Annotated in this window: 28 protein-coding genes; 14 read left to right on the forward strand and 14 right to left on the reverse strand. The window is 32.7% G+C overall.

What is annotated here, in order from left to right:
• Positions 1-82 precede the first annotated feature (82 nt).
• Positions 83-778, reverse strand: a complete 696-nt coding sequence (locus ACHRWY_RS10055) for an ABC transporter ATP-binding protein (RefSeq protein ID WP_395354256.1) — start codon at positions 776-778, stop codon at positions 83-85.
• Positions 779-892: 114 nt separating this feature from the next.
• Entirely contained in the window at positions 893-2353 is a 1461-nt protein-coding gene (locus ACHRWY_RS10060; RefSeq protein ID WP_395354258.1) for a DUF5687 family protein, read from the reverse strand.
• 128 nt (positions 2354-2481) lie between these two features.
• Here ACHRWY_RS10060 and ACHRWY_RS10065 point away from each other — a divergent pair, with 128 nt between their 5' ends.
• Positions 2482-3534 (forward strand): 2Fe-2S iron-sulfur cluster-binding protein, encoded by a 1053-nt coding sequence (locus ACHRWY_RS10065; protein ID WP_395354259.1) that lies wholly within the window; start codon positions 2482-2484, stop codon positions 3532-3534.
• A 341-nt stretch (positions 3535-3875) separates the two neighbouring features.
• The gene (locus tag ACHRWY_RS10070; protein ID WP_395354261.1) at positions 3876-4271 is read left to right on the forward strand and encodes a hypothetical protein; all 396 of its coding nucleotides are present in this window, start codon (positions 3876-3878) and stop codon (positions 4269-4271) included.
• A gap of 175 nt (positions 4272-4446) precedes the next feature.
• On the opposite strand, the gene ACHRWY_RS10075 is transcribed toward ACHRWY_RS10070, so the two are convergent.
• The 5 genes from ACHRWY_RS10075 to ACHRWY_RS10095 all read right to left on the reverse strand — a co-directional run bounded on the left by ACHRWY_RS10075 (position 4447) and on the right by ACHRWY_RS10095 (position 8354).
• On the reverse strand, positions 4447-4854 hold the full coding sequence (locus tag ACHRWY_RS10075; RefSeq protein WP_395354262.1) for a helix-turn-helix domain-containing protein: 408 nt from the start codon (positions 4852-4854) through the stop codon (positions 4447-4449).
• Positions 4855-5051: 197 nt separating this feature from the next.
• Positions 5052-5456 (reverse strand): helix-turn-helix domain-containing protein, encoded by a 405-nt coding sequence (locus ACHRWY_RS10080; protein ID WP_395354264.1) that lies wholly within the window; start codon positions 5454-5456, stop codon positions 5052-5054.
• A gap of 196 nt (positions 5457-5652) precedes the next feature.
• The gene (locus ACHRWY_RS10085; protein ID WP_395354266.1) at positions 5653-6063 is read right to left on the reverse strand and encodes a helix-turn-helix domain-containing protein; all 411 of its coding nucleotides are present in this window, start codon (positions 6061-6063) and stop codon (positions 5653-5655) included.
• Positions 6064-6698: 635 nt separating this feature from the next.
• Positions 6699-7709, reverse strand: coding sequence for a glycosyltransferase family 9 protein (locus tag ACHRWY_RS10090; protein ID WP_395354622.1), 1011 nt, complete (start codon positions 7707-7709; stop codon positions 6699-6701).
• A 39-nt stretch (positions 7710-7748) separates the two neighbouring features.
• Entirely contained in the window at positions 7749-8354 is a 606-nt protein-coding gene (locus ACHRWY_RS10095) for a DUF4254 domain-containing protein (protein WP_395354268.1), read from the reverse strand.
• Between the two features lie 111 nt (positions 8355-8465).
• Here ACHRWY_RS10095 and upp point away from each other — a divergent pair, with 111 nt between their 5' ends.
• Positions 8466-9119 (forward strand): uracil phosphoribosyltransferase, encoded by a 654-nt coding sequence (gene upp / locus ACHRWY_RS10100; RefSeq protein ID WP_395354270.1) that lies wholly within the window; start codon positions 8466-8468, stop codon positions 9117-9119.
• Here the strand turns inward: upp and ACHRWY_RS10105 are convergent.
• Positions 9114-10043 carry a DUF6427 family protein gene (locus ACHRWY_RS10105; RefSeq protein WP_395354272.1) on the reverse strand — a complete coding sequence of 310 codons (930 nt, stop codon included), beginning with the start codon at positions 10041-10043 and terminating at the stop codon, positions 9114-9116. The genes upp and ACHRWY_RS10105 overlap by 6 nt on opposite strands.
• Before the next feature lie 136 nt (positions 10044-10179).
• Here ACHRWY_RS10105 and ACHRWY_RS10110 point away from each other — a divergent pair, with 136 nt between their 5' ends.
• On the forward strand, positions 10180-10410 hold the full coding sequence (locus tag ACHRWY_RS10110; RefSeq protein WP_041519835.1) for a hypothetical protein: 231 nt from the start codon (positions 10180-10182) through the stop codon (positions 10408-10410).
• On the opposite strand, the gene purD is transcribed toward ACHRWY_RS10110, so the two are convergent.
• Positions 10402-11676, reverse strand: a complete 1275-nt coding sequence (gene purD / locus ACHRWY_RS10115) for a phosphoribosylamine--glycine ligase (RefSeq protein WP_395354274.1) — start codon at positions 11674-11676, stop codon at positions 10402-10404. The two genes, ACHRWY_RS10110 and purD, sit on opposite strands and share 9 nt — an antisense overlap.
• A gap of 132 nt (positions 11677-11808) precedes the next feature.
• Here purD and ACHRWY_RS10120 point away from each other — a divergent pair, with 132 nt between their 5' ends.
• From ACHRWY_RS10120 to ACHRWY_RS10130, 3 genes are all read left to right on the forward strand, one after another.
• Positions 11809-13119 (forward strand): phenylacetate--CoA ligase family protein, encoded by a 1311-nt coding sequence (locus tag ACHRWY_RS10120; RefSeq protein WP_395354276.1) that lies wholly within the window; start codon positions 11809-11811, stop codon positions 13117-13119.
• Between the two features lie 164 nt (positions 13120-13283).
• The gene (gene wecB / locus ACHRWY_RS10125; RefSeq protein WP_395354278.1) at positions 13284-14372 is read left to right on the forward strand and encodes a non-hydrolyzing UDP-N-acetylglucosamine 2-epimerase; all 1089 of its coding nucleotides are present in this window, start codon (positions 13284-13286) and stop codon (positions 14370-14372) included.
• Positions 14372-15559: a glycosyltransferase family 4 protein gene (locus tag ACHRWY_RS10130; RefSeq protein WP_395354280.1), complete on the forward strand. Its 1188-nt coding sequence runs from the start codon at positions 14372-14374 to the stop codon at positions 15557-15559. Before wecB ends, ACHRWY_RS10130 begins: the two co-directional genes overlap by 1 nt.
• A gap of 55 nt (positions 15560-15614) precedes the next feature.
• Here the strand turns inward: ACHRWY_RS10130 and ACHRWY_RS10135 are convergent, their stop codons facing one another.
• The 5 genes from ACHRWY_RS10135 to ACHRWY_RS10155 all read right to left on the reverse strand — a co-directional run bounded on the left by ACHRWY_RS10135 (position 15615) and on the right by ACHRWY_RS10155 (position 20877).
• Entirely contained in the window at positions 15615-16598 is a 984-nt protein-coding gene (locus ACHRWY_RS10135; protein ID WP_395354282.1) for a UDP-glucuronic acid decarboxylase family protein, read from the reverse strand.
• Positions 16599-16734: 136 nt separating this feature from the next.
• Positions 16735-18417, reverse strand: coding sequence for a DUF6909 family protein (locus ACHRWY_RS10140; protein ID WP_395354284.1), 1683 nt, complete (start codon positions 18415-18417; stop codon positions 16735-16737).
• 112 nt (positions 18418-18529) lie between these two features.
• Positions 18530-18868, reverse strand: coding sequence for a hypothetical protein (locus ACHRWY_RS10145; RefSeq protein WP_395354286.1), 339 nt, complete (start codon positions 18866-18868; stop codon positions 18530-18532).
• Positions 18869-18880: 12 nt separating this feature from the next.
• Positions 18881-20365: a GH3 auxin-responsive promoter family protein gene (locus ACHRWY_RS10150; protein WP_395354288.1), complete on the reverse strand. Its 1485-nt coding sequence runs from the start codon at positions 20363-20365 to the stop codon at positions 18881-18883.
• A gap of 11 nt (positions 20366-20376) precedes the next feature.
• The gene (locus tag ACHRWY_RS10155) at positions 20377-20877 is read right to left on the reverse strand and encodes a peptidase (protein WP_395354290.1); all 501 of its coding nucleotides are present in this window, start codon (positions 20875-20877) and stop codon (positions 20377-20379) included.
• Between the two features lie 211 nt (positions 20878-21088).
• Here ACHRWY_RS10155 and ACHRWY_RS10160 point away from each other — a divergent pair, with 211 nt between their 5' ends.
• The 7 genes from ACHRWY_RS10160 to ACHRWY_RS10190 all read left to right on the forward strand — a co-directional run bounded on the left by ACHRWY_RS10160 (position 21089) and on the right by ACHRWY_RS10190 (position 24734).
• Positions 21089-21277, forward strand: coding sequence for a twin-arginine translocase TatA/TatE family subunit (locus ACHRWY_RS10160; protein ID WP_055096778.1), 189 nt, complete (start codon positions 21089-21091; stop codon positions 21275-21277).
• A 297-nt stretch (positions 21278-21574) separates the two neighbouring features.
• Entirely contained in the window at positions 21575-22240 is a 666-nt protein-coding gene (locus ACHRWY_RS10165; RefSeq protein ID WP_395354292.1) for a hypothetical protein, read from the forward strand.
• 40 nt (positions 22241-22280) lie between these two features.
• Positions 22281-22790 (forward strand): phage tail protein, encoded by a 510-nt coding sequence (locus ACHRWY_RS10170; protein ID WP_395354294.1) that lies wholly within the window; start codon positions 22281-22283, stop codon positions 22788-22790.
• A 24-nt stretch (positions 22791-22814) separates the two neighbouring features.
• Positions 22815-23339, forward strand: coding sequence for a phage tail protein (locus ACHRWY_RS10175; RefSeq protein WP_395354296.1), 525 nt, complete (start codon positions 22815-22817; stop codon positions 23337-23339).
• A gap of 45 nt (positions 23340-23384) precedes the next feature.
• A complete protein-coding gene (locus ACHRWY_RS10180; RefSeq protein ID WP_395354297.1) occupies positions 23385-23900 on the forward strand; it encodes a phage tail protein in 516 nt (171 codons plus the stop codon).
• Positions 23901-23912: 12 nt separating this feature from the next.
• A complete protein-coding gene (locus ACHRWY_RS10185) occupies positions 23913-24407 on the forward strand; it encodes a GNAT family N-acetyltransferase (protein WP_395354299.1) in 495 nt (164 codons plus the stop codon).
• A gap of 27 nt (positions 24408-24434) precedes the next feature.
• On the forward strand, positions 24435-24734 hold the full coding sequence (locus ACHRWY_RS10190) for a DUF6916 family protein (protein ID WP_395354301.1): 300 nt from the start codon (positions 24435-24437) through the stop codon (positions 24732-24734).
• Positions 24735-24756 lie beyond the last annotated feature (22 nt).

Raw genomic sequence — 24756 nt, forward strand, 5'->3', positions numbered from 1 at the left:
AGAGTTTAAATCAATTAACTTCTAAAAAGGATTTTTAGTATAATGACTTGTAAAAATACGCTTCTTTTTGAAATATAGAAATTTAAACAGCAAAAAACAATTCCAGTTCTTGTAAGGTTTCTTTTGAAGTTTGAATATCTTTTACGACTTCGCCTTTGTTAAGAGCTACAATTCTATCGCAAACCTCAACCGTATGCTGTAAATCATGACTGGAAACCAACACTGTAACATTTGGATTATCAGCCAGATCTTTTATTATTTTTTTTAATCGGCTTACCGTTGTGGGATCTAAATTAGCAAAAGGCTCATCTAAAATAACCACTTGAGGATTTCCGATAAGTGTGGCAATTATACCCACTTTCTTTTGATTTCCTTTAGATAAGTCTCTTAAATACTTTTTGTTGTTCAGGATTTCTCCATTAAAAAATTCTTCGTGTTCTGCCAGTAAAGCATCGATGTCGGCTTTATTCTGATGACGTAAATCGCCAATAAAATAAAAATATTCCTCAGGAGTTAAATACCCAATCAGGAAACTCTCATCTAAAAAAGATCCTGTAAAAGATTTCCAGTTTTCGCTGGTATTTACCTGAATACTATTACTTGTGATATGTCCTGTTGAAGGCTGAATTAAATCTAATAACAAACTGAAAAAAGTTGTTTTTCCCGCTCCGTTATTTCCTACCAACCCAAAACTTTGTCCTTTTGGAATTTCAAGATTATTAATGTTTAAAACTGTTGTTTCGTTATATTTTTTTGAAAGTTGATTTACTTGTATCATGATGAGTTTAGATTTTAGATTGCTGATTTTAGATTAAAAAATCTCCAGCATGTTTTTTAATATTCGATTCTGTCTGATAAATTATTTCATTATCAAATTGGTGCATTTTCTAATTTAGTTCTTTTGTTTATAAGCGCTTATTGTACTGTATTTCTCGATTTTATATCTTTTTTCGATTAATGAAAACACCTTGTCTTTTAAGATAAAACCTAAAACTCCTGCACCGGCAACTAATGCTAATCCGATGGTTTTGTTTCCTAAATAAAGACCAATGGCATAAAGTCCTAATGGTAATAGTAATTTTGGTAAAGTCAATAACATGGCACTGGCATTAAAAGCTTTTTTATCTCCAAAAGCACCGCCGGCCGAACTTAAATCGATAGGAGTTTTTGTAAATGCTCCTCCCAGAAGTACTAAGTGCGAGTTTACACCAATATTATAAATGGCTCCAATAACAATGGTTAAATAAATTACCCATCCGAAAAAAAGATAAAAGGAAGCAATTATGGTTGAAATAATAGTACCAATAACAATTAGCCACCATTTTGCAGTAATATAACCGCGATACGGAATATTTTGTGTCATCATTAATTGATAATACGAACTATCCCAGCTTGGTACAAACTGACCAAAGACGAATAAAAATCCTCCCGAAACAAAGATTCCGGCAAAAATATGCATTACCTCTGGCTGACTTGTGTTTCCGAAAAAGATGAAACCGTAGAACAAAAAGAAAACACTCATAAATATGGTTGTTTTTGATCTTTTATTTCTTTTAATCAATTTGATATCGTTTTTTAGAAAGGTTCCTAATGTTCCAAACTGATTCAGCCAGGAAAGATTTTCGGTTGTAGCAATATCTTCTTTTTTAGAAAGTCCGGCATCCAGAAACAAGTTGTTTTTGAAATACTTAAAGGTAAATAAATACAATCCGGCCAATACCAAAATTGGAATTATAAGCAGTCCCTTTGTGGCATAAAACCCCTGAAAAACAGGCGTTGTAAAAGTCGTAATATCAAATATTTTATAATATTGCGCTGCTCCCAAAGCCATAATAATTGCGATAAAAACAACAAACAATTTATCGATATTACTTAAAATAATATTCAGAAAATTGTTGATGTATATTAATGAAAATGCCGCTAAAAGCCAAAAAATAATTCCGGTAATATCGTAACCTTCCATGGCTAGCACAATCGAAAAAGGAATGAAGAAAAGGGCATGCACCCAATTAAAAAAAGATAAAGCTGTTTTGCCTAATGAGAAATGAACAATAGTTGGTTTTTTGAAAGGTAAAACCAATAGTGGTTTGATATTCAATACCGGAATTGCCTGCATTAACAAGCGGACTACAAGGTCGAACAAAAAATAGTAAATTAGAAATTGATTGATAGTCGATAAGGGTTCGAGATTCATTTTTCGTAATACATAAAATGCCCCAACGCCCATCCCGATAAAAAGTACCGAGAAATAGACCATCAAAAAACCAATTAAAATTTTCATGGCCACATTAGCACCAAAGGATGCAGATCTTGTAAAGGCCTTCCATTCGAGATAAATAAACTTTTTAATCATGGTTATTTGGTTTTCAGTTTTGTAGTAAGAGATCAAATGTAACTAAACGTTACAAAAAAAGTTAAAAATAATATTTTCGTGCCTGTCATTTAATCTCCGTTTGCTACTTTTGCATAAAATATACAATCATGCCTTCATTCTTAAAACTTATAATTAAAGAGGTAAAACGCGAAACAAAAGATGCGGTTTCTGTACTTTTTAATGTTCCCGAAGAACTAAAACCTGACTATAAATTTATAGCCGGACAATACATAAATTTAAAATTAACTCTTGATAATCAAGAAATTCGTCGTGCTTACTCTATTTGTTCTGCACCAGAAAGCGGCGAATTAAGAATTGCAGTAAAAGCAGTAAAAAACGGTTTATTCTCTCAGTTTGCAAACACGAGACTTAAAGCCGGTGATGTTCTTGAAGTTGGTCATCCGGAAGGAGTATTTACTTTTGAACCAGATGCTGAAAGACAAAAAAACTATGCTGCGTTTGTGGCCGGAAGCGGAATTACACCGGTTCTTTCAATTATAAAATCAGTATTAAAAAGTGAACCAAAAAGTTCATTTGTATTGGTTTACGGAAATAGAACTCCTGAAGAAACTATTTTTTACCAGGAATTACATGATTTGCAATTGCAATATGTAGGTCGTTTTTTCGTGCATTATGTCTTTAGTCAGGCTAAAGCTGAAAATGCTTTGTTTGGAAGAATCGAAAAATCTTCAGTAAATTTTGTTTTGAACAACAAGCACAAAGAATTGCAATTTGATAAATTTTTCTTGTGCGGACCAGAAGAAATGATCAATACTGTTTCGAATGTTTTGAAAGAAAAAAACGTAAAAGAATCAGCGATTAAGTTTGAACTTTTTACTTCTTCCTCTCAAGAGCATGAAATAAAAACTTCATTAGAAGGACATACAAAAATCACCGTTTTAGTAGATGATGACGAAGTTTCGTTCGAGATGTCTCAAAAACAAACCATATTAGATGCCGCTTTAAAACAAGGAATCGACGCTCCGTATTCTTGCCAGGGCGGAATTTGCAGTAGCTGTCTCGCTCGTGTAACTTCTGGAAGTGCCGAAATGACGAAAAATTCGATTTTAACAGATAAAGAAATTGCTTCAGGTTTAATTTTAACTTGCCAGGCGCATCCAACATCTGAGTCTATTTATGTAGATTATGATGATGTATAGACGTTAAAATTTCAAAATATTTAAAATCCAAATTCCAAACTTACAATTGGAATTTGGATTTTTTTTTGTTTAATTACGTTATTTCACACAAAATAGCCACAATTATTGCCAACCTGATGAATGAGGAATGACAAAATGCGCAGACTAGCTTTTGACTTGGAATTTGAAATTAAAAAACACAGTTGAGTAATGCGTAAACAAACATATAAGTTTTTGTGGATTTTTCAAAAAACATACTTGATTTTTAGTATATTAGTACTTTACTAAAGCTGATCATTCTTTTTTACTTTAAGATAGATTTGTAAAGCTATTTCTGATTGTCAACCTAAAATTTAAATATTATGGCAATGCATCATTACCTCCGCCTCTCTTTTATTCTACTTTTTGTAATAATGTCTTTCTTTTGTATCTACTTTATAATTAAAAAAAGAAGAAACAAAAAAGCCCCTAAATTACTTTCAGCAGAAAAGTATCCTTCTTCAATGAGTGAGGGAATGAAAGAAATACCATCTAACGATAGTTTTTTTAATATTTGGCCTTATATAAGTGAATTAAAAGCAGCTAAAATTTTATCAAAAAAAGTTAAAGAATCTGAATTGGTACATAAAGTTTACAGAAATTCAACCGAAGATTTTGAACACATTTTACTTGCCACTGAAAAAGAAAATCATTTTGTTGAAATTGTAGTGGACAGAAACAAAAAGAAAGCAATGGGATATCTTTTTCTTGATTTGTGAGAATGAATCAAAGATTAATGTCAAGTTTTTACATAAAACAACCACTATCCTGGTTCTCCCGGGGAACGAGAAATCTCCACAAGAAATTAGCACAAAGTATTTTTCCTAAAATGCCGAGCTGCTTGTTGAGATTTCTCGTTGCTCGAAATGACAAACTAGTCAGATTACTCCGAAATTATTTGTTGATTAATTTTTCGAGCCTTTCCATCATTTCATCTTTCTCCTTCAACATACGCTCGTATAATGCGATTTTTTCTTCATGTATTTGTACAATTTTATCAATCGGATTAAAAGTACAATTAATATATCCAGAATTATTAGCAACTGCTCCTTCATGAAAAGTATTAGCAATAATATTTACCGCCTGCTCCTCATCAAAATTCTGAAAAGCTTCCACCGGAATTTTCAACGCATTTGAGATTTGTTTAAGCAAATTATCCTCAATTACATCTTTTTGCTCCAGCATAGAAATTTTATTCTGGTTCCAGTCATTTCCCAGATCAAAAGCCAATGCTTCTTGTTTGATGCCAAGCATTTCTCTAAAACGTCTTACGTTTCTTCCCTGATGTATTTTCTGTTCCATAATGAATATCTATTTTCTGAAAGCTCAAATATAAAGCCATTTGAATTAAAAAGTCTGAATTTTAAAAATAAAAAAATTCCAAATCCCAATTGTAAAAGTTGGAATTTGGAATTTTTTTTATTGGAGTTTTTAATTTAAAATTACATTTTTTCCCAAATCTCGTTCCTCGACATGACAAACTATTGGGATCCTCGAAATTATTTATTGATTAATTTTTCGAGCCTTTCCATCATTTCATCTTTCTCCTTTAACATCCTTTCATACAATGCAATCTTTTCATCGTATAATTGTATAATTTTATCAATTGCATTAAATGTACAATTATCATTCTTTTGATAACCAACTGCACCGTTGTCAAATTTATTCGAAATAAAATTTACCGCTTGTTCCTCGTCAAAATTCTGAAAAGCTTCAACAGGAATTCTCAATACGTTTGAGATTTGTTTTAGCAAATTATCCTCAATTATATCTTTTTGCTCCAGCATAGAAATTTTCTTTTGATTCCATTCATTTCCCAAATCAAAAGCCAATGCTTCTTGTTTGATGCCAAGCATTTCTCTAAAACGTTTTACGTTTCTTCCCTGATGTATTTTCTGTTCCATAATGAATATCTATTTTCTGAAGGCTCAAATATAAAGCCATTTGAATTAAAAAGTCTGAATTTCAAAAATAAAAAAATTCCAAATCCCAATTGTAAAAGTTGAAATTTGGAATTTTTTTATTGGAGTTTTTAATTTAAAATTACATTTTTTCCCAAATCTCGTTCCTCGACATGACAAACTATTGGAATCCTCGAAATTATTTATTGATTAATTTTTCGAGCCTTGCCATCATTTCATCTTTCTCCTTTAACATCCTTTCATACAATGCAATCTTTTCTTCATGAAGTTTTTTTAATTCGTCCAATGGATTGATGTTGAATACAGGCTTAGCGTTTCCTATATAAGCATCTTTTTCAATATTAAACGTATTAGATATAATATTTACCGCTTGTTCCTCATCAAAGTTCTGAAAAGCCTCAACAGGAATTTTCAATGCATTTGAGATTTGTTTAAGCAAATTATCTTCAATTATATCTTTTTGCTCCAGCATAGAAATTTTATTCTGGTTCCAGTCATTTCCCAGATCAAAAGCCAATGCTTCTTGTTTGATGCCAAGCATTTCTCTAAAACGTTTTACGTTTTTTCCCTGATGTATTTTCTGTTCCATAATGAATATCAATTTTCTAAAGGCTCAAATATAAAGCCATTTGAATTAAAAAGTCTGAATTTCAAAAATAAAAAAATATTTGATGGCTCCACAGATTTTGGGATTAATCCTTGTGGTTCTCAGTAGAGATCTTCTCTAAACTTTGATTGATGTGTAATCACAATTCCTAAATTAAAAAATTCCATCTTTATAATTGAAATTTTAATAAAGTTTGAGATGCACAAGATTAATTATACAATTCACTTATAACCAAGAAATTAAACCCCTTCATTAATAAAATACTGTATAAAAAAAACAAATAACATTATATGTAGTCCTTACGGGACAAATTTACTACGTGGTTATTTATTTCTACCAAGATATAATCTCTAAGAGATATACTCTAACAGTTAAATATTTGATATAAAAACAAAACAATACTCCTTTAGGAGTTACATGTTGGTAGAAAAACACAAAACAAGGACAAAAAATGTCCCGTAGGGACTAAATTATTATAATGTAATTCTCTGTTAATTTAATATTTAATCTTCGAATATTGATTAATATAAAAGACTATAGTAAGTTCCTTACATCCCTTATTTTGAAACTTTTACAAAGATGATACGGATTTTCAATGCAATAAAATTTGGAATTTTCTACAATAATTGTGACTGAATACTGGTAACTACTTTTTCTGGCGAAATACTTCTCATCACGTCTTCATAACCTTCTACGATTTTGTTTCCGTACACTGATGTTGGTAATTTTGGATATTGATTTCTGTCTGAAGTCAACGCATTTTCTAAACTTTGATTGAATGGCAAAAATCCTGCATAAGGATGGGTTGCCCCCCATAAAGTCAGCACTTTCACGCCTAACATTGCTGCAATATGTGCGTTTCCGGAATCCATAGAAAGCATGACATCGAGATTACTTATTAACTGTAATTCTTGCTGAAACTTTATTTTTCCAGCCATATTGATTACGTTTTCAAATGGTTTTGAAAGTGAATCCAGAATTTCGATTTCTTTCTTTCCTCCACCAAAAAGTAATATCTTATATGCTTTATTCTCCGCTAGTTTTGTAATAACTTCCTGCATTAAATCCTTCGGATACACTTTAGAATCGTATTGTGCAAAAGGTGCAATTCCGATCAATTTTTGGTTTTTATCCCCAATAATTTCTAAAATATCCGGGCTTAATTTTGCCTTTTCAGGAAAAGTAGGATTTGATAAATCTAAAGGAAAACCAAGTTCTTCGAACACCGCTGCATGTCTTTCGAACATGGTTGGCAGTTGTTTGAATATCTTGTTTTCTGATCTTGTCAGTTCCTTTTTACCTTCTCTTCCTTTGTCAACTGTTGCTCTTTTTTTCCCGCTTAAAGCGAAAAGTAAACTCACGATTTTAGATCTTAAAACATTATGAAGATCTGCAAAAGCATCAATTTTGAGTTTTTTTACATCGCTGAACAATCTCAAAAGCCCTGCAAAACCTTTATGACCTTCTTTTTCATCAAAAGCAAAAAAGTCAAGATTGGGGATTCCGTCAAAAAAGGGTTTAAAAAACGGACGCGAAATTACGGTGATTTTTACCTCTGGATACTGTTTTACAAAAGCACGTAAAACAGGAACCGTCATGGCGACATCTCCCATTGCAGAAAGTCTCATGACGGCTATATGCTTAATTTTATTGGACAATTCTGCCAATTATTTTTTGTTTTGGTATAAAACAGGATTCAATTCATCGTCATTGTACATCTTCATTTGTTTGTACACTTTCATGAATTTATCTCCATTTTCGATGTCAGTCAATAAATCATCAATCGCTGTTGATAAGTCACTTCTTTGTTCTAAAAGAATGTTTAATTTTTCCTGACATTTATCTCTGTGTTCCTGCGAAGCTTCTGCACGAGTAGCTTCTTCATTCATGTGATAAATTTTAAGCGCTAAAATTGACAATCTGTCAAAAGCCCAGGCTGGACTCTCAGAATTGATTTTTGCACCATCTTTTACTTTTACATCGCTGTATTTTTGCAAAAAGTAGCTATCGATATATTCTACCATATCTGTACGTTCCTGATTTGAGGCATCGATTCTTCTTTTTAAAGTAAGAGCTGCTACCGGATCAATTTGCGGATCACGGATAATATCTTCAAAATGCCATTGAACGGTATCAATCCAGTTTTTTAAATATAATAAATGCTCGAATTTATCCTTTGGATAAGGATTGTTTACAGGTTGATCAACATTATCAAATTGATGATAATCTTTGATGCTTTGTTCGAAAACAGAATATGCTAATTTTGAAAACATGTCTTTATTTGTTAGAGTTACAAAGATACTTTTTATACTTTTATCGTGCGAATAAAACGATGAATTTTTCGTTATCGTACTGTAACCCATTGATAATTCTAAAATTTTATTATGAAAATCCATTATATCTCTGAAAATAATAGTGTATTAAATCACTTTTTAAGTCAAATTAGAAATATTAACGTTCAGAATGATAGTATGCGTTTTAGAAGAAATATAGAGCGGATTGGCGAAATTATGGCGTATGAACTAAGCAAAGATCTTGCTTATAAAAATGTCGAAATTCAAACTCCGCTTGGTATTAAAAAGACCACAGAAATCGAGAGTGATTTGGTTTTATGTTCGATTTTAAGAGCCGGATTACCGCTTCATAATGGTTTTCTGAATTACTTTGATCATGCTGAAAACAGCTTTGTTTCAGCTTGCAGATATCATCCAAATAACGATGATGAATTTGAAATTAGGGTTGAATATCAGGCCGTTTCAAATATCAATGATAAAACGGTTTTGTTACTTGATCCAATGTTGGCTACCGGTCAGTCTATTGTGGCTGTTCATGAAAAACTAATTCAAAATGCAACTCCAAAAGAGATTCATATTGTAGTGGTTATTGCCGCACCGGAAGGAATTGCACATCTTGAAAAAAGCCTTCCTGAAAACTGCCATTTATGGGTTGCTTCTTTAGACGAGAAATTAAACGGGAAAAACTACATTGTTCCCGGTCTTGGAGATGCAGGTGATCTTGCTTACGGAAGTAAATTATAATTGAGAGAAAAACGTAAATAAACTACACAAAATCAATACATAAAAAACAATTTCGTTGTTGAGTTTTTGCTGCATGTATTCAACATGACTTGCCGCCATGATGGTTAAAGGAGCGATGCTAAACAACAATAAATCATTGCTTTTATCTGGCGAAACTATATAGACAATGGCCGCAATAAAAAAACAGGCTACAACTTTTTTGTACGAAGAGTGTACGATTTGGGGTCTGTTTGATAATGTCGTTAACATTGAAACTATAAAAAACAAAGCTACTGCAACGTAGATTGAAAGTGCTCCATTCTCATAATTATTTTTGAAATAAGTAATATTAAAATCAATAACGGCTCGTTTCTGAAAAAATTCAATGATATCAATATGAAAGATTAATGCTATTAATAAAAAGAGTATCGATACCGCCAAAAGTGCTACAAAAGGCAGGACCCAGTTTCTGTAATCTCTCGAAGCATGAAAAACAATTGATATAAATACCAATATCAGGAAAAGAATGCACCAAAATTGAAATAAAGCAGCTATTAAAATCCAAAAAGAGGCATCGAATATTTTTTCTTTAGACGATTTTAAGGATTGTAGCGAAATTAATCTTCGAAGTGCCAACAGTACAAAAAAGTTGGCATATATAACATTTGCATTATTGAAAATCGTAGGGAAGAATAATATAAACAATAAATAGAAAAATATCGCGTAACCGTTGTCTTTACTGAGCCCGTTCTTTTTTACAATAAAATTAATCAGGAAAAAAGAGGCCAAAATAAAGAGCAGTAAACTCACTTTCTGGAACGCCAAAAAATAAGAACTCACCCATGATGGATCTTTAATTTGAAAAATAAAAAAGAAAACCAGTATCAAAATTACGACCAATGAATAATTTAATGGCGTAGATTTTTTAAAAACACTTGTTATCATAAGGATATTTTATACTTTTGTGATTGTAAATATAATACTTGTTTAAAAAGGAAAACCAACAAGTTGAAAAAGATTCTCTATTGAATTTTGTCTTCAACGCGTTAAAAACAATAAATAACATATAATTTTATAAATTATGACAGCTTTTTTTGAAGGAATACAATACTTATTCGTTAACATTTTATTTGCTCCACTTGACTTTTTACGTCACTTAGAACTTATTACATGGTTTGGTGCGAATACTATTAACTGGATTTTTATGATCATCTGCGCATGCGCAATCGTTTACTGGATTAAACAATTACGCATTTTTGATGACGCCGGAACAGAAAATCAAGATACTACAGCTCACTCTTTTTTAAAGTAAGTCGAAGCCAATATCTTTTCTAAAATACATCTTATCAAAATTTAGTTTATCTATATTTTGGTAAGATTTTTTTATGGCCTGTTGAAAATCGTCTCCATAAGATGTTACAGTCAATACACGCCCTCCATTACTAACGACATTATTGCCCTCTAATTTTGTTCCTGCGTGAAAAACTATAGAATCTGTAATATTTTCTAATCCTGTAATTATTTTTCCTTTTTCAAAATCTTCAGGATATCCTCCGGAAACTACCATAATTGTAGTGGCACTTCTTGGATCAACTTCTAATTCGAAAGTATCTAATTTTTGATCTGCCACAGACTGGAACAATTCAACCAAATCAGATTTTAATCTTGGTACTACAACTTCCGTTTCAGGATCTCCCATTCTCACGTTGTATTCAATAACAATAGGTTCGTTTTTTACATTGATCAAACCAATAAATACAAATCCTTTATACTCGATTCCATCTTTCTGAAAACCTTCAATTGTTGGTTTTACAATACGGGTTTCGATTTTTTCCATCAAAACAGCATCAACATAAGGAACCGGAGAAACTGCTCCCATTCCACCTGTATTTAATCCTGTGTCTCCTTCGCCAATACGTTTGTAATCTTTTGCTGTTGGCAAAATTTTATAGCTTTTTCCGTCAGTTAAAACAAAACAGCTTAATTCTATTCCGTCAAGGAATTCTTCGATCACTACTTTTGAACTGGCTGCTCCAAATTTTTCGTGAACCAGCATGTTTCTTAGTTCGGTTTTAGCTTCTTCAAGATCCTGAATAATCAAAACTCCTTTTCCAGCCGCTAAACCGTCTGCTTTTAAAACGTACGGAGGTTGTAATGTTTCTAAGAAATCACACCCTTTTTCAACTGTTTGGGCAGTAAAACTGTCATAAGCTGCTGTTGGAATATTGTGTTTCATCAAAAATTCTTTGGCAAACTCTTTACTTCCTTCAAGTTGAGCCCCTAATTTTGATGGTCCGATAACCGGAATATGCTGTAAACTTTCGTCGTTTTTAAAATAATCGTAAATTCCTTTTACCAAAGGATCTTCTGGCCCTACGACCACCATTTTTACATTTTCCTGAATTACAAATGCTTTTATGGCATCAAAATCTGTTGGAGACATTGCAACGTTTGTAGCAATTGCTGCTGTTCCTGCATTTCCTGGTGCAACAAAAAGTTTTTCGCAAAGCGGACTCTGAATCATTTTCCACGCAAAAGCATGTTCTCTTCCGCCTGATCCCAATAGTAAAATTGTCATGTGTAGTTGTATTTAGTTGTGGTGCAAAAATAATTGCTTTTGTACGTAAAAAATAATTAAATCTTAAAAAGTTGTTGATTCTTCTCTGTTAGTAATTTGATAATATTATTTTTGGTAAAAATTCAACCCCAAATGATTTCTATTTTTGATATTTCGCTTCAATTAAATGGTTTTCCGATAAAGAAAGCCAAAGCTGAATTGAGCAAAATCGTGAATTTATCCGAAGAAGAATATACTGTGTTCCTTCAAAATAAAAAAGAAGAAATTGTAGATTTTCATTTAAAAAACAATTCATTTTATCAGGAATTAGTCGGAAATAAAACACATCTGAAATGGGAAGATTTGCCGATTTTAAACAAACAAAATTTACAGAAACCTCTTGAAGAAAGACTATCAAAAGGATTCTCCAAAAAAAATATCTACCTCAACAAAACATCCGGATCCAGCGGAACTCCTTTTGTTTTTGCAAAAGATAAATATTGCCATGCCCTGACCTGGACTTCGATTTTTATGCGATTTGGCTGGTACAAAATCGATTTTAATCATTCCTGTCAGGCTCGTTTTTACGGTATTCCGATGGATTTTACTGGATATCAAAAAGAACGTTTTAAAGATTTTCTGACACATCGTTTCCGATTTCCTGTTTTCGATTTATCTGATGCTGTTTTGGAGAAATTCCTTCGAAAATTCAAAACTAAAAAATTCGATTATATCAATGGTTATACAAGTTCTATTGTTTTATTTGCTAAATATTTAGAACAGAAAGATATCATTTTAAATAAAATTTGCCCAACCTTAAAAGCGTGTTTTGTTACTTCGGAAATGCTTTTTGAATCGGATAAAAAGCTTTTAGAAAAACAATTTGGCATTCCAATTATTAATGAATATGGAGCTTCGGAACTCGATTTGATTGCTTTTGAAAACCCGGACGGAGAATGGCAGATAAATGCCGAAACGCTGTTTGTAGAAGTTTTAGATGAAAATAATAAAGCTCTTCCTTATGGAAAAGAAGGCCGAATCGTTATTACGTCTTTATTCAATAAAGCACATCCTTTTATTCGATATGACATTGGCGATATCGGGATTCTGGATGAAAAAAGTACACCACAAAAACCAATTCTAAAAAAATTAACTGGAAGAACCAATGATATTGCAATTCTCCCAAGCGGAAAAAAATCGCCAGGTCTGACCTTTTACTACGTAACCAAAAGTATTATTGAAGATGATGGAAACGTAAAAGAATTTATTATCAAACAAATGCAATTGGATAGTTTTGAGATTGAATATGTTAGTGATCTTGAACTAGATGACCATCAAATTCAACAAATAGAAAAGGCAATTACTTTGTATTTAGAACCTAATTTAAACTTTAGTTTTACCCGAAAACCGGTTTTAGAAAGAAGCAATCGGGGAAAATTAAAACAGTTCAAATCTTACATTTAATTATGGCCAATCATCTTTGAAAATTCATATTCTGAAAGATTGGTTAACAATGTATTCCAAAAATTTTCATTTAAACTTGGAAGAAAACATTTCAATCTATACAGATTCCGATTTAAACTTTACTTTTGCCAAAAGAACGTTTTTAGAAAGAATCCAATCCAACTATGAAAATCACTATAATCGCTGGTGCAAGACCTAATTTTATAAAAATAGCGCCCATTATTAATGCCATAAAAAGCAAGCAAAATGAAGGTTTTGATATCTCATTTCGATTGGTTCATACAGGTCAGCACTATGATAAAAACCTAAGTGATACTTTTTTTGAGGAATTAAATATTCCGAAACCTAATGTCAATTTAGAAGTAAAAAGTGGTTCTCAGGCCGAACAAACTGCTGCAATTATGATTGCTTTTGAAAAAGAATTGATTCAAAATCCTTGTGATTTGGTTTTGGTGGTAGGTGATGTCAATTCGACTATGGCGTGTTCGATTGTAGCCAAAAAATGCCATACAAAAGTAGCGCATGTCGAAGCCGGAATTCGTTCGGGTGATTTAACAATGCCCGAAGAAATCAACAGAATGTTGACAGATAGCATTACCGATTACTTTTTTACAACCTCAACTTCGGCTTCTGATAATTTGCTTAAATCGGGTTCAGATCCTGAAAACGTACATTTTGTGGGTAATGTGATGATTGATACTTTATACCAAAACATCAATCGAATTTCGGCTCCGGATTTTTGGGAAGAACATCAATTACAAGAAAAAAACTATATCATTCTAACCTTGCATCGTCCCGGAAATGTTGATGAAGTTTCTTCTTTAATTAAGCTTCTTCATGGAATCGACGATTTAGTGAATGACAAAAAAATACTGTTTCCAATTCATCCCAGAACTCAGTCCATTTTAGGAGAGCGGAAAATTAAATTCAACAATATCATTTTTGTTGCACCGCAAGGTTATTTGAATTTCATGTATTTAATCAAAAATACTTTTGCCGTTATTACAGATAGCGGTGGAATTTCTGAAGAAACAACCGTACTGGGGATTCCGTGTTTTACCATGCGAAATAATACTGAAAGACCTGAAACAGAAACTATAGGATCTAATACTATTGTTGGGACATCATTAGAAAATTTGCAAAAAGTCTTTGCACTGTTCTTGAAAAATGGTCTGCGAAAAACTGGCATTCCTGAATTATGGGACGGAAAAGCATCGGAAAGAATTATTTCAATTTTATTGAATAAAAAATAATGAAAGACATTCTAATCATATCTAATTATTATCCACCCGAAAAAGGTGCTGCAGCAAATAGAATTGAACAACTGGCTTTAAAACTGAATCAAAACGGATACGAAGTTTCGGTAATTTCTCCGTTACCTAATTATCCAAAAGGGCAATTGTTTCCGGAATATAAAGGTCGTTTTTCTGTCACCGAGAAAATAAAGAATATCACACTTAAACGTCTTTGGATTTATCCGAGTAATAGTTCGAATGTCTTTAAACGAATTGTTTCGACATTATCATTCTCTACCACTTTATTTTTCTATTTACTGTTTGCCAAAACGCCTAAAAAGGTTATTGTACAATCGCCGCCATTGTTACTTTCATTCATTTCTGTTTTTGTCCTTTGGCTCAAAAGAAAAACCATAATCCTGAATGTTTCAGATCTTTGGCCAACTGCTGCTATTGAACTTCAGGTATTAAAGAAAAATAGCATTTCGCATAAAATCCTGCTTTTTATTGAACGTTTTATTTATAAAAAGGCAACACATATTTTTGGTCAGTCCAATGAAATAATTGATCATATTCATTCTGTCTTCCCTGAAAAGAGATGCTTTTTATATCGCAATTACCCGGATCATTTTCTTGAAGATTTCCTTGAGGAAAAAGATAATTCCAGTGAACCCATTAAACTATTTTATGCAGGATTACTAGGTGTTGCCCAAGGGGTTTTTGAACTTATTCAGCAATTAAATTTAGAGAACGGCAACATCGAACTGCATATTTTTGGCGACGGCGCTGAGAAAACTCAGATTGTAAATTACCTCAGCCAAAATCCGACGAAAAAGATCTTTTTCCACGGCATGTTAGAGCGTAATGTTCTGCACGAAACTTTAAAAGATTTAGATATTGCTTTGATTCCGCTTAAAACAAGAATCTATGGTTCTGTACCTTCAAAAATATTCGAATACAGCGCTTTAGGTTTCCCTTCTCTTTATTTTGGAGGTGGTGAAGGCGAAAATATTGTCGAAGAAAATAATTTGGGCTGGGTTGTTCCTGTAGAAGATTTTCAGCAATTAAATACCACTTTAATCCAGATTTCAGCATTAGGAAAAGGTAAAATTCAAAAGATGAAAAAGGCTATTTTTCTTCATGCCAAAAGTCACTTTAATCTGGACCAGCAAATGAAAGAACTGATTGAAAATAATGCTTTTTAAGCAAATTCCATAAAATGAATACGGGCAAATATTCGATAAATATTTGCCCGTTTTTTTATTTTATATAATTCGAAAAATCTTTGTGTTCTTCTTTTAATAATTCTTCTTTAGAAAGAGATCTGAAATAATCATAAGTAATTTTCATTCCTTCAGATCGGCTTACTTTTGCTTCCCAGCCTAATAACTGTTTTGCTTTTGTGATGTCTGGCTGACGTTGTAAAGGATCGTTTATGGGTAACGGATGATAGACTACCTTTTGGTTCGTTCCTGTTAGTTTAATGATCTCTTCTGCAAAATCTTTAATGGTGATTTCGTCCGGATTTCCAATATTTACGGGATACACATAATCTGAATGCAATAACCTGAAAATACCTTCGACCTGATCATCTACATAACAGAAAGAACGTGTTTGCATTCCGTCTCCAAAAATGGTTAGATCTTCTCCGCGTAAAGCCTGACCAATAAAAGCAGGAATTACACGTCCGTCATTTAAGCGCATTCTTGGACCGTATGTATTAAAAATACGAACAATTCTGGTTTCTACACCATGAAAAGTATGATAGGCCATTGTAATAGATTCCTGAAAACGTTTTGCTTCGTCGTAAACGCCACGTGGTCCAATTGTATTTACGTTTCCGTAATATTCTTCGGTTTGTGGATGAACCAACGGATCTCCATATACTTCAGAAGTTGAAGCAATCAGAATTCTGGCTTTTTTTACTCTTGCTAATCCCAATAAATTATGGGTTCCAAGAGACCCAACTTTTAAAGTCTGAATTGGAATTTTCAAATAATCAATCGGACTTGCAGGAGAAGCAAAATGCAAAATATAATCTAAATCACCAGGAACATGTACAAATTTGGTAATGTCATGGTGGTAAAACTCAAAATGTTCTAACTTGAATAAATGTTCTATATTTTTAAGATCTCCCGTAATCAAATTATCCATCCCGATAACATAATAACCCTCTTTGATAAAACGATCACATAAATGTGACCCTAAAAATCCTGCAGCCCCGGTAATAAGTATTCTTTTCATTTTATTTATTTATACATCGCAAATGTAACTGATTTGAAAATTAATTTCGAACCTTATATCTCTTGCACATTATAGGGCTATTTTACTACAAGCCTTTTTATTCCCTTGATCCACTGTGTTAAACTCAGGTATTGTTTTATTTTACATTGAAAATTTGTTCTAAAATTTTGATCGTAATCAAATACGTTGGTTTTACACCTGTTGTTCCTAATCCGCCTGAAGCTAATGTACTTCCTGTTTCTAATGGATTATCTGAGGCATAATAGGCATAACGAACTTTGATATCGTGCGGAACACTTTTTCTGATTTTTGAGGCTGACTGAATGGCTTTTTGGTAATAAGACCCTTCCATTTCCAGACCAATTACACCCCAGGTCGATTCATGAAAAAACTTTAATAAATCTCTGTTTTGTAATGATGTTCCTAAAACGGTTACCATCGCTCCTTCAAAAACCGCAATGTCGTTTCCTTCAAACATGGCGCCTGTTAATTCATTTTCAAAGAAATAATTATCAGCTGTTCCCTCATTTATATGTGCTGTTGGGATCATGATATCTCCTTTTCCACCTTCCAGAATTCCGGCTTTTCCCATTATCGAAACTGATTTTACATTCAGTAACGTTTCTTTTTTATAGGGTTTTAAAAGTTCATCGATCGTTTCATAAGCCTGCTCACCAAAAGCATAATCCATTACAATAATAACAGGTGCAGCTTCTTTGTCAAGAACCGCCTTTGGAAATCCGGTTTTTGCCCAGTCAATTTTAGCTGTATCAAAAATCTGAACATCAATATTTGTTCCTGAGGTATCCGGTAATGAAATCATTCCGTTTTTTAAGGCTAATTCTTCAACATGGCTTCTAATTTCTTTTGCACCGGACTTACTTAATTCTTCGTAAATATAAAAATCTGATTTTTCTTTGAATTTTGTTTTCAACAATGGTGTTGCAAAAATCGAATTCATCACACTATGCATGTTAGCGCTTATAACGTGAATTGGACGTTTTAAAAGGTTATTTGTTTTTAAAACTTCTTTAATATTTGTTGCCCAGATTTCACCGTGAATATGGTGTCCTAAACGTTCTCTTAAAACAGGACTAAAAGTTATAGTACGTTTATTATTGTCAACCACTTCTTCTATCGCCAATTTTCCTAACCAGTAAATTACATGTAGGAAACGGTCCGGAGCTTCTTCAGATCCAAATGCTTCATAAATATCCAGGACCTCTTCAAAAGTTCTTCCTAATATATTGGCAACGTGCGAAATTGCTTTTTCTTTCTCAATTAATGGCAATTTTTTGGTCTGCATTACAGCTTGCTCCAGTTTCATCCAATCGCGTGAAACTTCGCCGCCATCGTCTAATAAAACCCTGTTTTTAATTTTATGAGATTCAATGAAAATAAAAGTCAGATGCGTCAGGATATCATAAATATCTGAACGCCCGCGGGTAATTTCGACATTCATTTGTTCCTCATCGATTCTATAACAATTTCGTCTTCTTTTGGGAGGAACAATGGCCTCAAAATGCGATTTAGAATATCCTTCGTCCGAAGTTAAGTTGATGAATCGACATTGTTCAATTCCTATTGGCAAACGCTCTATAACGTACAAAAGCCCGTTAAGTTCTACTTTTTCTTCGCCTATATTTCCATAAATTTCCGGACGTAATGCTAATAAGGATTCGCGCAATCCATCGCCCGAAACTCCCATTGGTTTGTAAAAACCACGGTTGAATAAATGGCGCATTGTAATGTACATCCTTTCTATTGCCGCAGATGATTCCTGCGCTCTTGATCTTGATATATGTTTGGTTTCTTTCATGCTTTTTTATTTTAAAATCTTCTGTTTGAGAAGATGTAATAGGTGTTTTGTTAAACGAAATTAGGAATTAAAAATTAAAACTATTTAAAGCTTTTTAAAACCTTGCGTTATTTTATTTATAATCTTCAAAATTAACTTCTACTTTTTGAAAGTTTTCATTTTCTGATAATAACAAATTTATTCTAGTGATACATTCCTGATTATTATCTGACATTATAAAGGCTAAATCCCAAATTTCTTTTGAAATGGAGAATGAACCGAGATCGGAGCTGACTTCCATAAAAATTTCATCATTCATCCAAAGGTCATTTATTTTATCAACTTTTGGATTTATTTCTGTTACTGAATCTAATAGATCCGTAAGAAAACATTCATCTTCTACTCCGCTAAATATTTCAATTAACAGCTTTTGAGATTTATATCCTGGTCTTAAATGATACTTATATTTCATTAAAACCTTTGTCTATTTCAGATTATCTGCAATATCTCTATTATTTGATAATCTTGGAATTTTATTCTGTCCGCCTAATTTTCCCTGTGATTTCATATATTCCTGAAATCCGTTTTTAGAAACTTTGGTAACCACCACTTTTCTTAAAACATTTCCTGTAATCAAATCATCGTAATAAATGTTTTGTTTGCGCATGGCATCATCAAGTGCTTCTGCAAAAGCTTCGCTGTTTTCAGGTTCGTTTTCAAATTCAACCAGCCATTCATGATACGGCAATCCGCTTGGCGGGTTGATTTGTGGCGCCACCGTAAATTCGTTAATCACAATGTTAGTTCCTGTTGTGGCTTCTTTCATGGCACTTTCAACTTCCTTTGCAATAACGTGTTCTCCAAAAGCAGAAATATAATGTTTGATTCGGCCTGAAACTATAACACGGTGTGGAAATAATGTAGTAAACTGAACCGTATCCCCAATATTATAGCGCCAAAGTCCGGCATTTGTAGAAACAATTAAAGCATAATTAACCCCTATTTCTACTTCTCCCACGGTATAACTTTTTGGGTTTTCTGTAAAAAATTCGTCTGCCTTAATAAACTCATAGAAAATTCCCGAATTCAATAACAAAAGCATTCCTTTTGCTTTCTGAGAATCCTGATAAGCAAAAAATCCTTCAGAAGCCGGAAACAATTCTATACTGTCTACTTTTCGGCCAATCATGTTTTCGAACTTGGCACGATAAGGTTCATAATTTACGCCTCCGTAAATAAACAAATTGAAATTTTTGAATAATTCCCCTATTTTCTTTCCGCCACTTTTTTCCTGTAAACGCTCAAAATACATTTGAACCCAGGACGGAATTCCGGAAATAATGGTCATATCCTGTTCAATGGTTTCCTCTACAATGGCGTTTACTTTGGTGTCCCAATCTTCTATACAATTGGTTTCCCAGGAAGGCATCCTGTTCTTTTGAAGATATTTAGGTACAAAATGTGCTCCGATTCCGGATAATCTTCCAAATTTGATTCCGTATTTTTCAATTAAAATCGGGCTTCCCTGCAGGAAAATCATTTTTCCATCTACAAAATCAGCATTTCCGGTTTCGTATATATAATGAAGAATTGCATTTCGGGAGGCTTCAATATGATAGGGCATTGATTCTTTAGTAAGCGGAATGTATTTTGCCCCGGAAGTTGTTCCTGAAGTTTTGGCAAAATAGAGCGGTTTCCCTTTCCAGAGAATGTTTTTTTCGCCCATTCGAACTTTGTCGATATAAGGTTTTAAATCTTCGTAATCCCGAATCGGGACACGTTTCCTGAAGTCATGAATTGTTTTTATCTTATCAAAATGATGATCGATACCAAACTGGGTTTCTTTGGCACTATTGATCAAACTCCTGAATATTGCTTGTTGTGTTTCAACCGGTTTATTGGCCCAAGACAGTGTTTTATAATATATTTTGCTGGCAAATAATTTTGCTGCTACTGATTTAATAGACATTTGCTGTGGTATTATTTCTTGTCACTTTTGTTCTTACTTTGCTTTTTTTCGCCAGACTCCTTCTCCATTTTTGACACCTCATCTCTTAGTTTTATTTCTTCTTCTGACGCTTTCATATTTACTTCTGAATGCTCTTCTGTTTCTGCTAAAATAGAATCTTTATTGAATTTTGCATATTCCAGTTCGCCTCTTAGGACTTTCTGAATTCCTTTTATATATGCTTCGTTTTTCTTTAAAGCGGTTTCTAATGAATCTGATTTTATAGCTAATTCGGTCGCATTCTTTTTTAATTGCGACGAAGAATACCCCGGAATAAATTCCCTTAATGGTGTAAAAGCGATAATAAAAGTAGTGATCAGAATCAAAAAAATACCTCCTAATGTGAACGTTACAAAAACATTCATTAGGTTCAGTTTAAATGAAAAAATTTCTTCAAAAGTGTCTTCATTCAAAATTACCAATCGGTTTTTGATGAATAATTTTTTTCTGAAATTGAATTTTTTCTTAGCCATTCTGGTTATTTATACGAGCAAATATAATAATTAATAGTCTTGTTAATGCGTCACAAAAATGAACGAATACAGTTATTTCAGGATTTTATAAAATATTTAACGCTATCAGAAATAAATATTTTAATCCAAATACTCTTGTTCTTCGTATATTCTATATACATTTGCGGTATAATTTAGAAATCAATTTGCTTCGGCATTAAATATACAAACCATGGGAAGATTAGGTCTTACAGAAATCCTCGTAATAGTAGGTATCGTGATATTACTTTTTGGAGGTAAAAAAATTCCGGAATTAATGAAAGGTTTAGGAAGCGGAATTAAGGAATTTAAGAACGCTGCTAAAGACGATCAAACCCCTCCTGCACCTTCTGTTAAAAAAGAAGAGGAAGAAATTAAATAAGTATTTATATCCTTATTATAAACCCCAAATTACAAATGTAGTTTGGGGTTTTCTTTTTTATCTAAAAATGTTTTTATCATTCCTAAAGTACAACTGTAGTTTAGGATTTTTTTATGCCATTTTAAAAAAAACAGATTTTTAAATTGTTTTCTTTTTGTATATTTTTTCTTAAAAAAAACAACAAACAACGTAACATTGTAAACATTATTGTACAATTTAACAAATATTTATGCTTTTTTTAAAAGATGTTAATTTTTTAACTACTTTTACTTTAACATTTCTTTAAAAGCATTGATTATGAGCGATTTAAAACGTAGGAATTTTATTAAAAATATTGGGTTTCTAGGCGTAACAACTCTCTTTTGCAGTTCTCTTTTAGCACAAAATTCTCTTCTGGATTTTTCGCATTCGCATAATGGGGAAGAAGAAAATATCCTGTCTAATTTTTCAAAATCAACTTTTTCAGATTCTTTACTATTAGATCCATCGCTGTTAGATTGTTATAATAAATCAATTGTAAGTTGGGAAAAAAACGGATACCAGCCTTCAGGAAATTTTTGTTATAGTTCTAAAGATAATAATCTGAAAATGTTTCCGATGCACCTTCATATAGATAGCATGGGAAAATTAGATGATGTTTTGTTATGTTTTGGAAAAAACTCAAATGGCGAATGGCAATTTTTAAAATCATTATCAGGATTTGATTTGGAAGCCATAACAGTAGCGCTGAACGAATTGAGAATTCATAATACTAGTACCGATCTATCTCATTATTTATTTCCTGCTCCTGTACAACAATTGGAACCTTATGGATTCACTACTAAAAAGGGAAGTGTCTTTTTAAAAACAACACTATCTCAAAATACCTCAATATTAATTATTGTCAAGGAAGGAAATACTATAGTTTATAAGAAAGAAATACTTTCTAAGCATCGCTTAATTGCTAATTCTGTTTTAGTTTAACATACCTATTTAAAGAATAAACCAATAAAATAGTCTCATCATGGCAGAACCTTTTTTATCTGAAACACGAATCATGTCGTTTAACTTTGCACCTAAAGGATGGGCAATGTGCAATGGACAACTTTTACCTATCAATCAGAACCAAGCTTTGTTTTCATTGTTAGGCACTACTTTTGGCGGCGATGGAAGAGTAAATTTTGCACTGCCGGATTTACGAGGAAGAATCCCTATTCATTTTGGAAATGGTCATACATTAGGAGAAAAATCCGGGGAAAAATCTCACACAATATCTGTTAATGAATTGCCCACACATAAACACTTTCTTAAAAGCACAACGCAAGCCGTTGGTACAAACATTCCAACTGCAGGAGTCGTATTGGCAGAAACTGCCCCAAACCAGGTTTATAATGGCTCCGGTCAAAACTTAGTGGCTATGAATCCTGCATCTGTTAGCACTATTGGTGGAAGTCAGGCTCATTTAAATATGCAACCCTATTTAGTCCTGAATTTTTGCATTGCACTACAAGGAGTTTTTCCTACTCAAAATTAATTTATAACGCTAAAAAGTTAAAACATGGCGCAACCTTACGTTGGTGAAATTAGAATGTTTGCAGGAAATTTTGCTCCTGCGGGATGGATGTTTTGTGAAGGTCAGCTACTCCCTATTTCAGAAAATGAAACATTATTTCAATTAATTGGAACCACTTATGGTGGTGACGGCGAAAGTACTTTTTCATTACCTGATTTGCGTGGTCGTGTACCCATTCATAATGGTACTGCTATCTACGATGGTAGTAATTATACTATAGCAGAAACAGGTGGTGTTGAAGAAGTAACTCTTACTATAAATCAAATACCTTCGCATTCACATTCTTTACTGGCAACAACAGATTTGGCAAGTAGTGCAAATCCTTCTGAAGCTTACCTGAGCACTACTCCTACAGGAAGTAAAATATATTCTACAGCAACTCCCACAATAGCATTAAATAATGGTGTAATCACTCCGGATGGAGGCAGTCAGCCGCACACTAACTTTCAACCTTATTTGTGTGTGGATTTTATTATTTCACTATTTGGAATATTTCCAACTCAAACATAACTACTATATCGTTCATTACTTTATAAACGAAAAAAATAAAACATCATGGATCCATTTGTAGCCGAAATACGCATATTCCCATTTAACTTTCCTCCTAGAGGCTGGGCATTTTGTAATGGGCAAATTTTGCCTATTTCTCAAAACACAGCTCTTTTTTCATTATTGGGCACAACGTATGGTGGTGACGGTAAATCAAATTTTGCTCTGCCGGATTTACAAGGCAAAACACCTATGCATCCTGGTCAGGGTCCGGGACTATCATTGCATGATTTAGGGGAATCTTCAGGAACAGAAACCGTTACTTTACTCGATTCAGAAATTCCGTCTCATAATCATACTGTAATGGTGGCTAGTTTGAATTCTCAATCGACAAATCCGTCAAATACCAGTTTAGGGCGCGGTAATCCTGTAAAAGTATACCTTAACAGTAGCCCCACAACAAATATGGGAGTCAATGCAATTGCAACAACAGGCGGTAATATGCCTCATAATAATATGATGCCCTATCTAACAATGAATTTTTGTATCGCACTTCAAGGAGTTTTTCCTCCAAGAGGTTAATTATTTATTTTATTGGATTTAGAAATAAAAGGTATTCGTCTTCGTGACATACAAGATAGCGATTTAACTGTTTTATGTAAAATATACGGCAGCACCAGAACAGAAGAATTAGAAAAAGGAACCAATTGGAACGATGAACAAAAAAATATTTTTATTGAGCATCAGTTTTTGGCCCAACATGAATATTATCAAAAAAATTATATCGGTGCCAAATTTTATATAATTGAAAAAGAGAATGTTATAATTGGAAGATTGTATATTGATTTCTTTTTTGAAAAAAAAGGAGTACGAATCATAGACATTACTTTATTACCGGATTGGCGAGATAAAAATATTGGAAGTTCAATTTTGAAAGAAATTTTAGAAAAGGCTGCAAAAGAGAACCTCAAAGTAACAATTCATGTAGAAAGTTTTAATCCTGCCATGAATTTATATAAAAAATTAGGCTTTACAAAAATTAGCGAAACTAATGGTATATATCATTTAATGGAATGGAGCCCTAATTGAACCTGATAAAATAACAAAACATAGTGTATGGATATAGCTTTACTTACTTTAGATGATTTTAACGCATTCTTAAACAAAGTCTTTACGATTAAGATTTCTGATGAAATTCAGCTTAATGCAGAATTAATCGAACTTACTAAGCTGAATAACTATTCTCCCTTAGAAAGAAATCCTTTTTCAATAACTTTCCGTACAGAACAAAAAAACGAATATTACGAGCAAGGTATTTTTACCATTATACATCCTCAAAAAGGCAATTTAGAACTGTTTCTTTCTCCACTAGGTTTTGATAATGTCGGGATGAAGTATGAAGCCATATTTTCTTAATTGTGTTAACTCATTAAAGTAA

The sequence above is a fragment of the Flavobacterium sp. FlaQc-48 genome (genome assembly GCF_044007335.1).
Taxonomy (GTDB): Bacteria; Bacteroidota; Bacteroidia; order Flavobacteriales; family Flavobacteriaceae; genus Flavobacterium.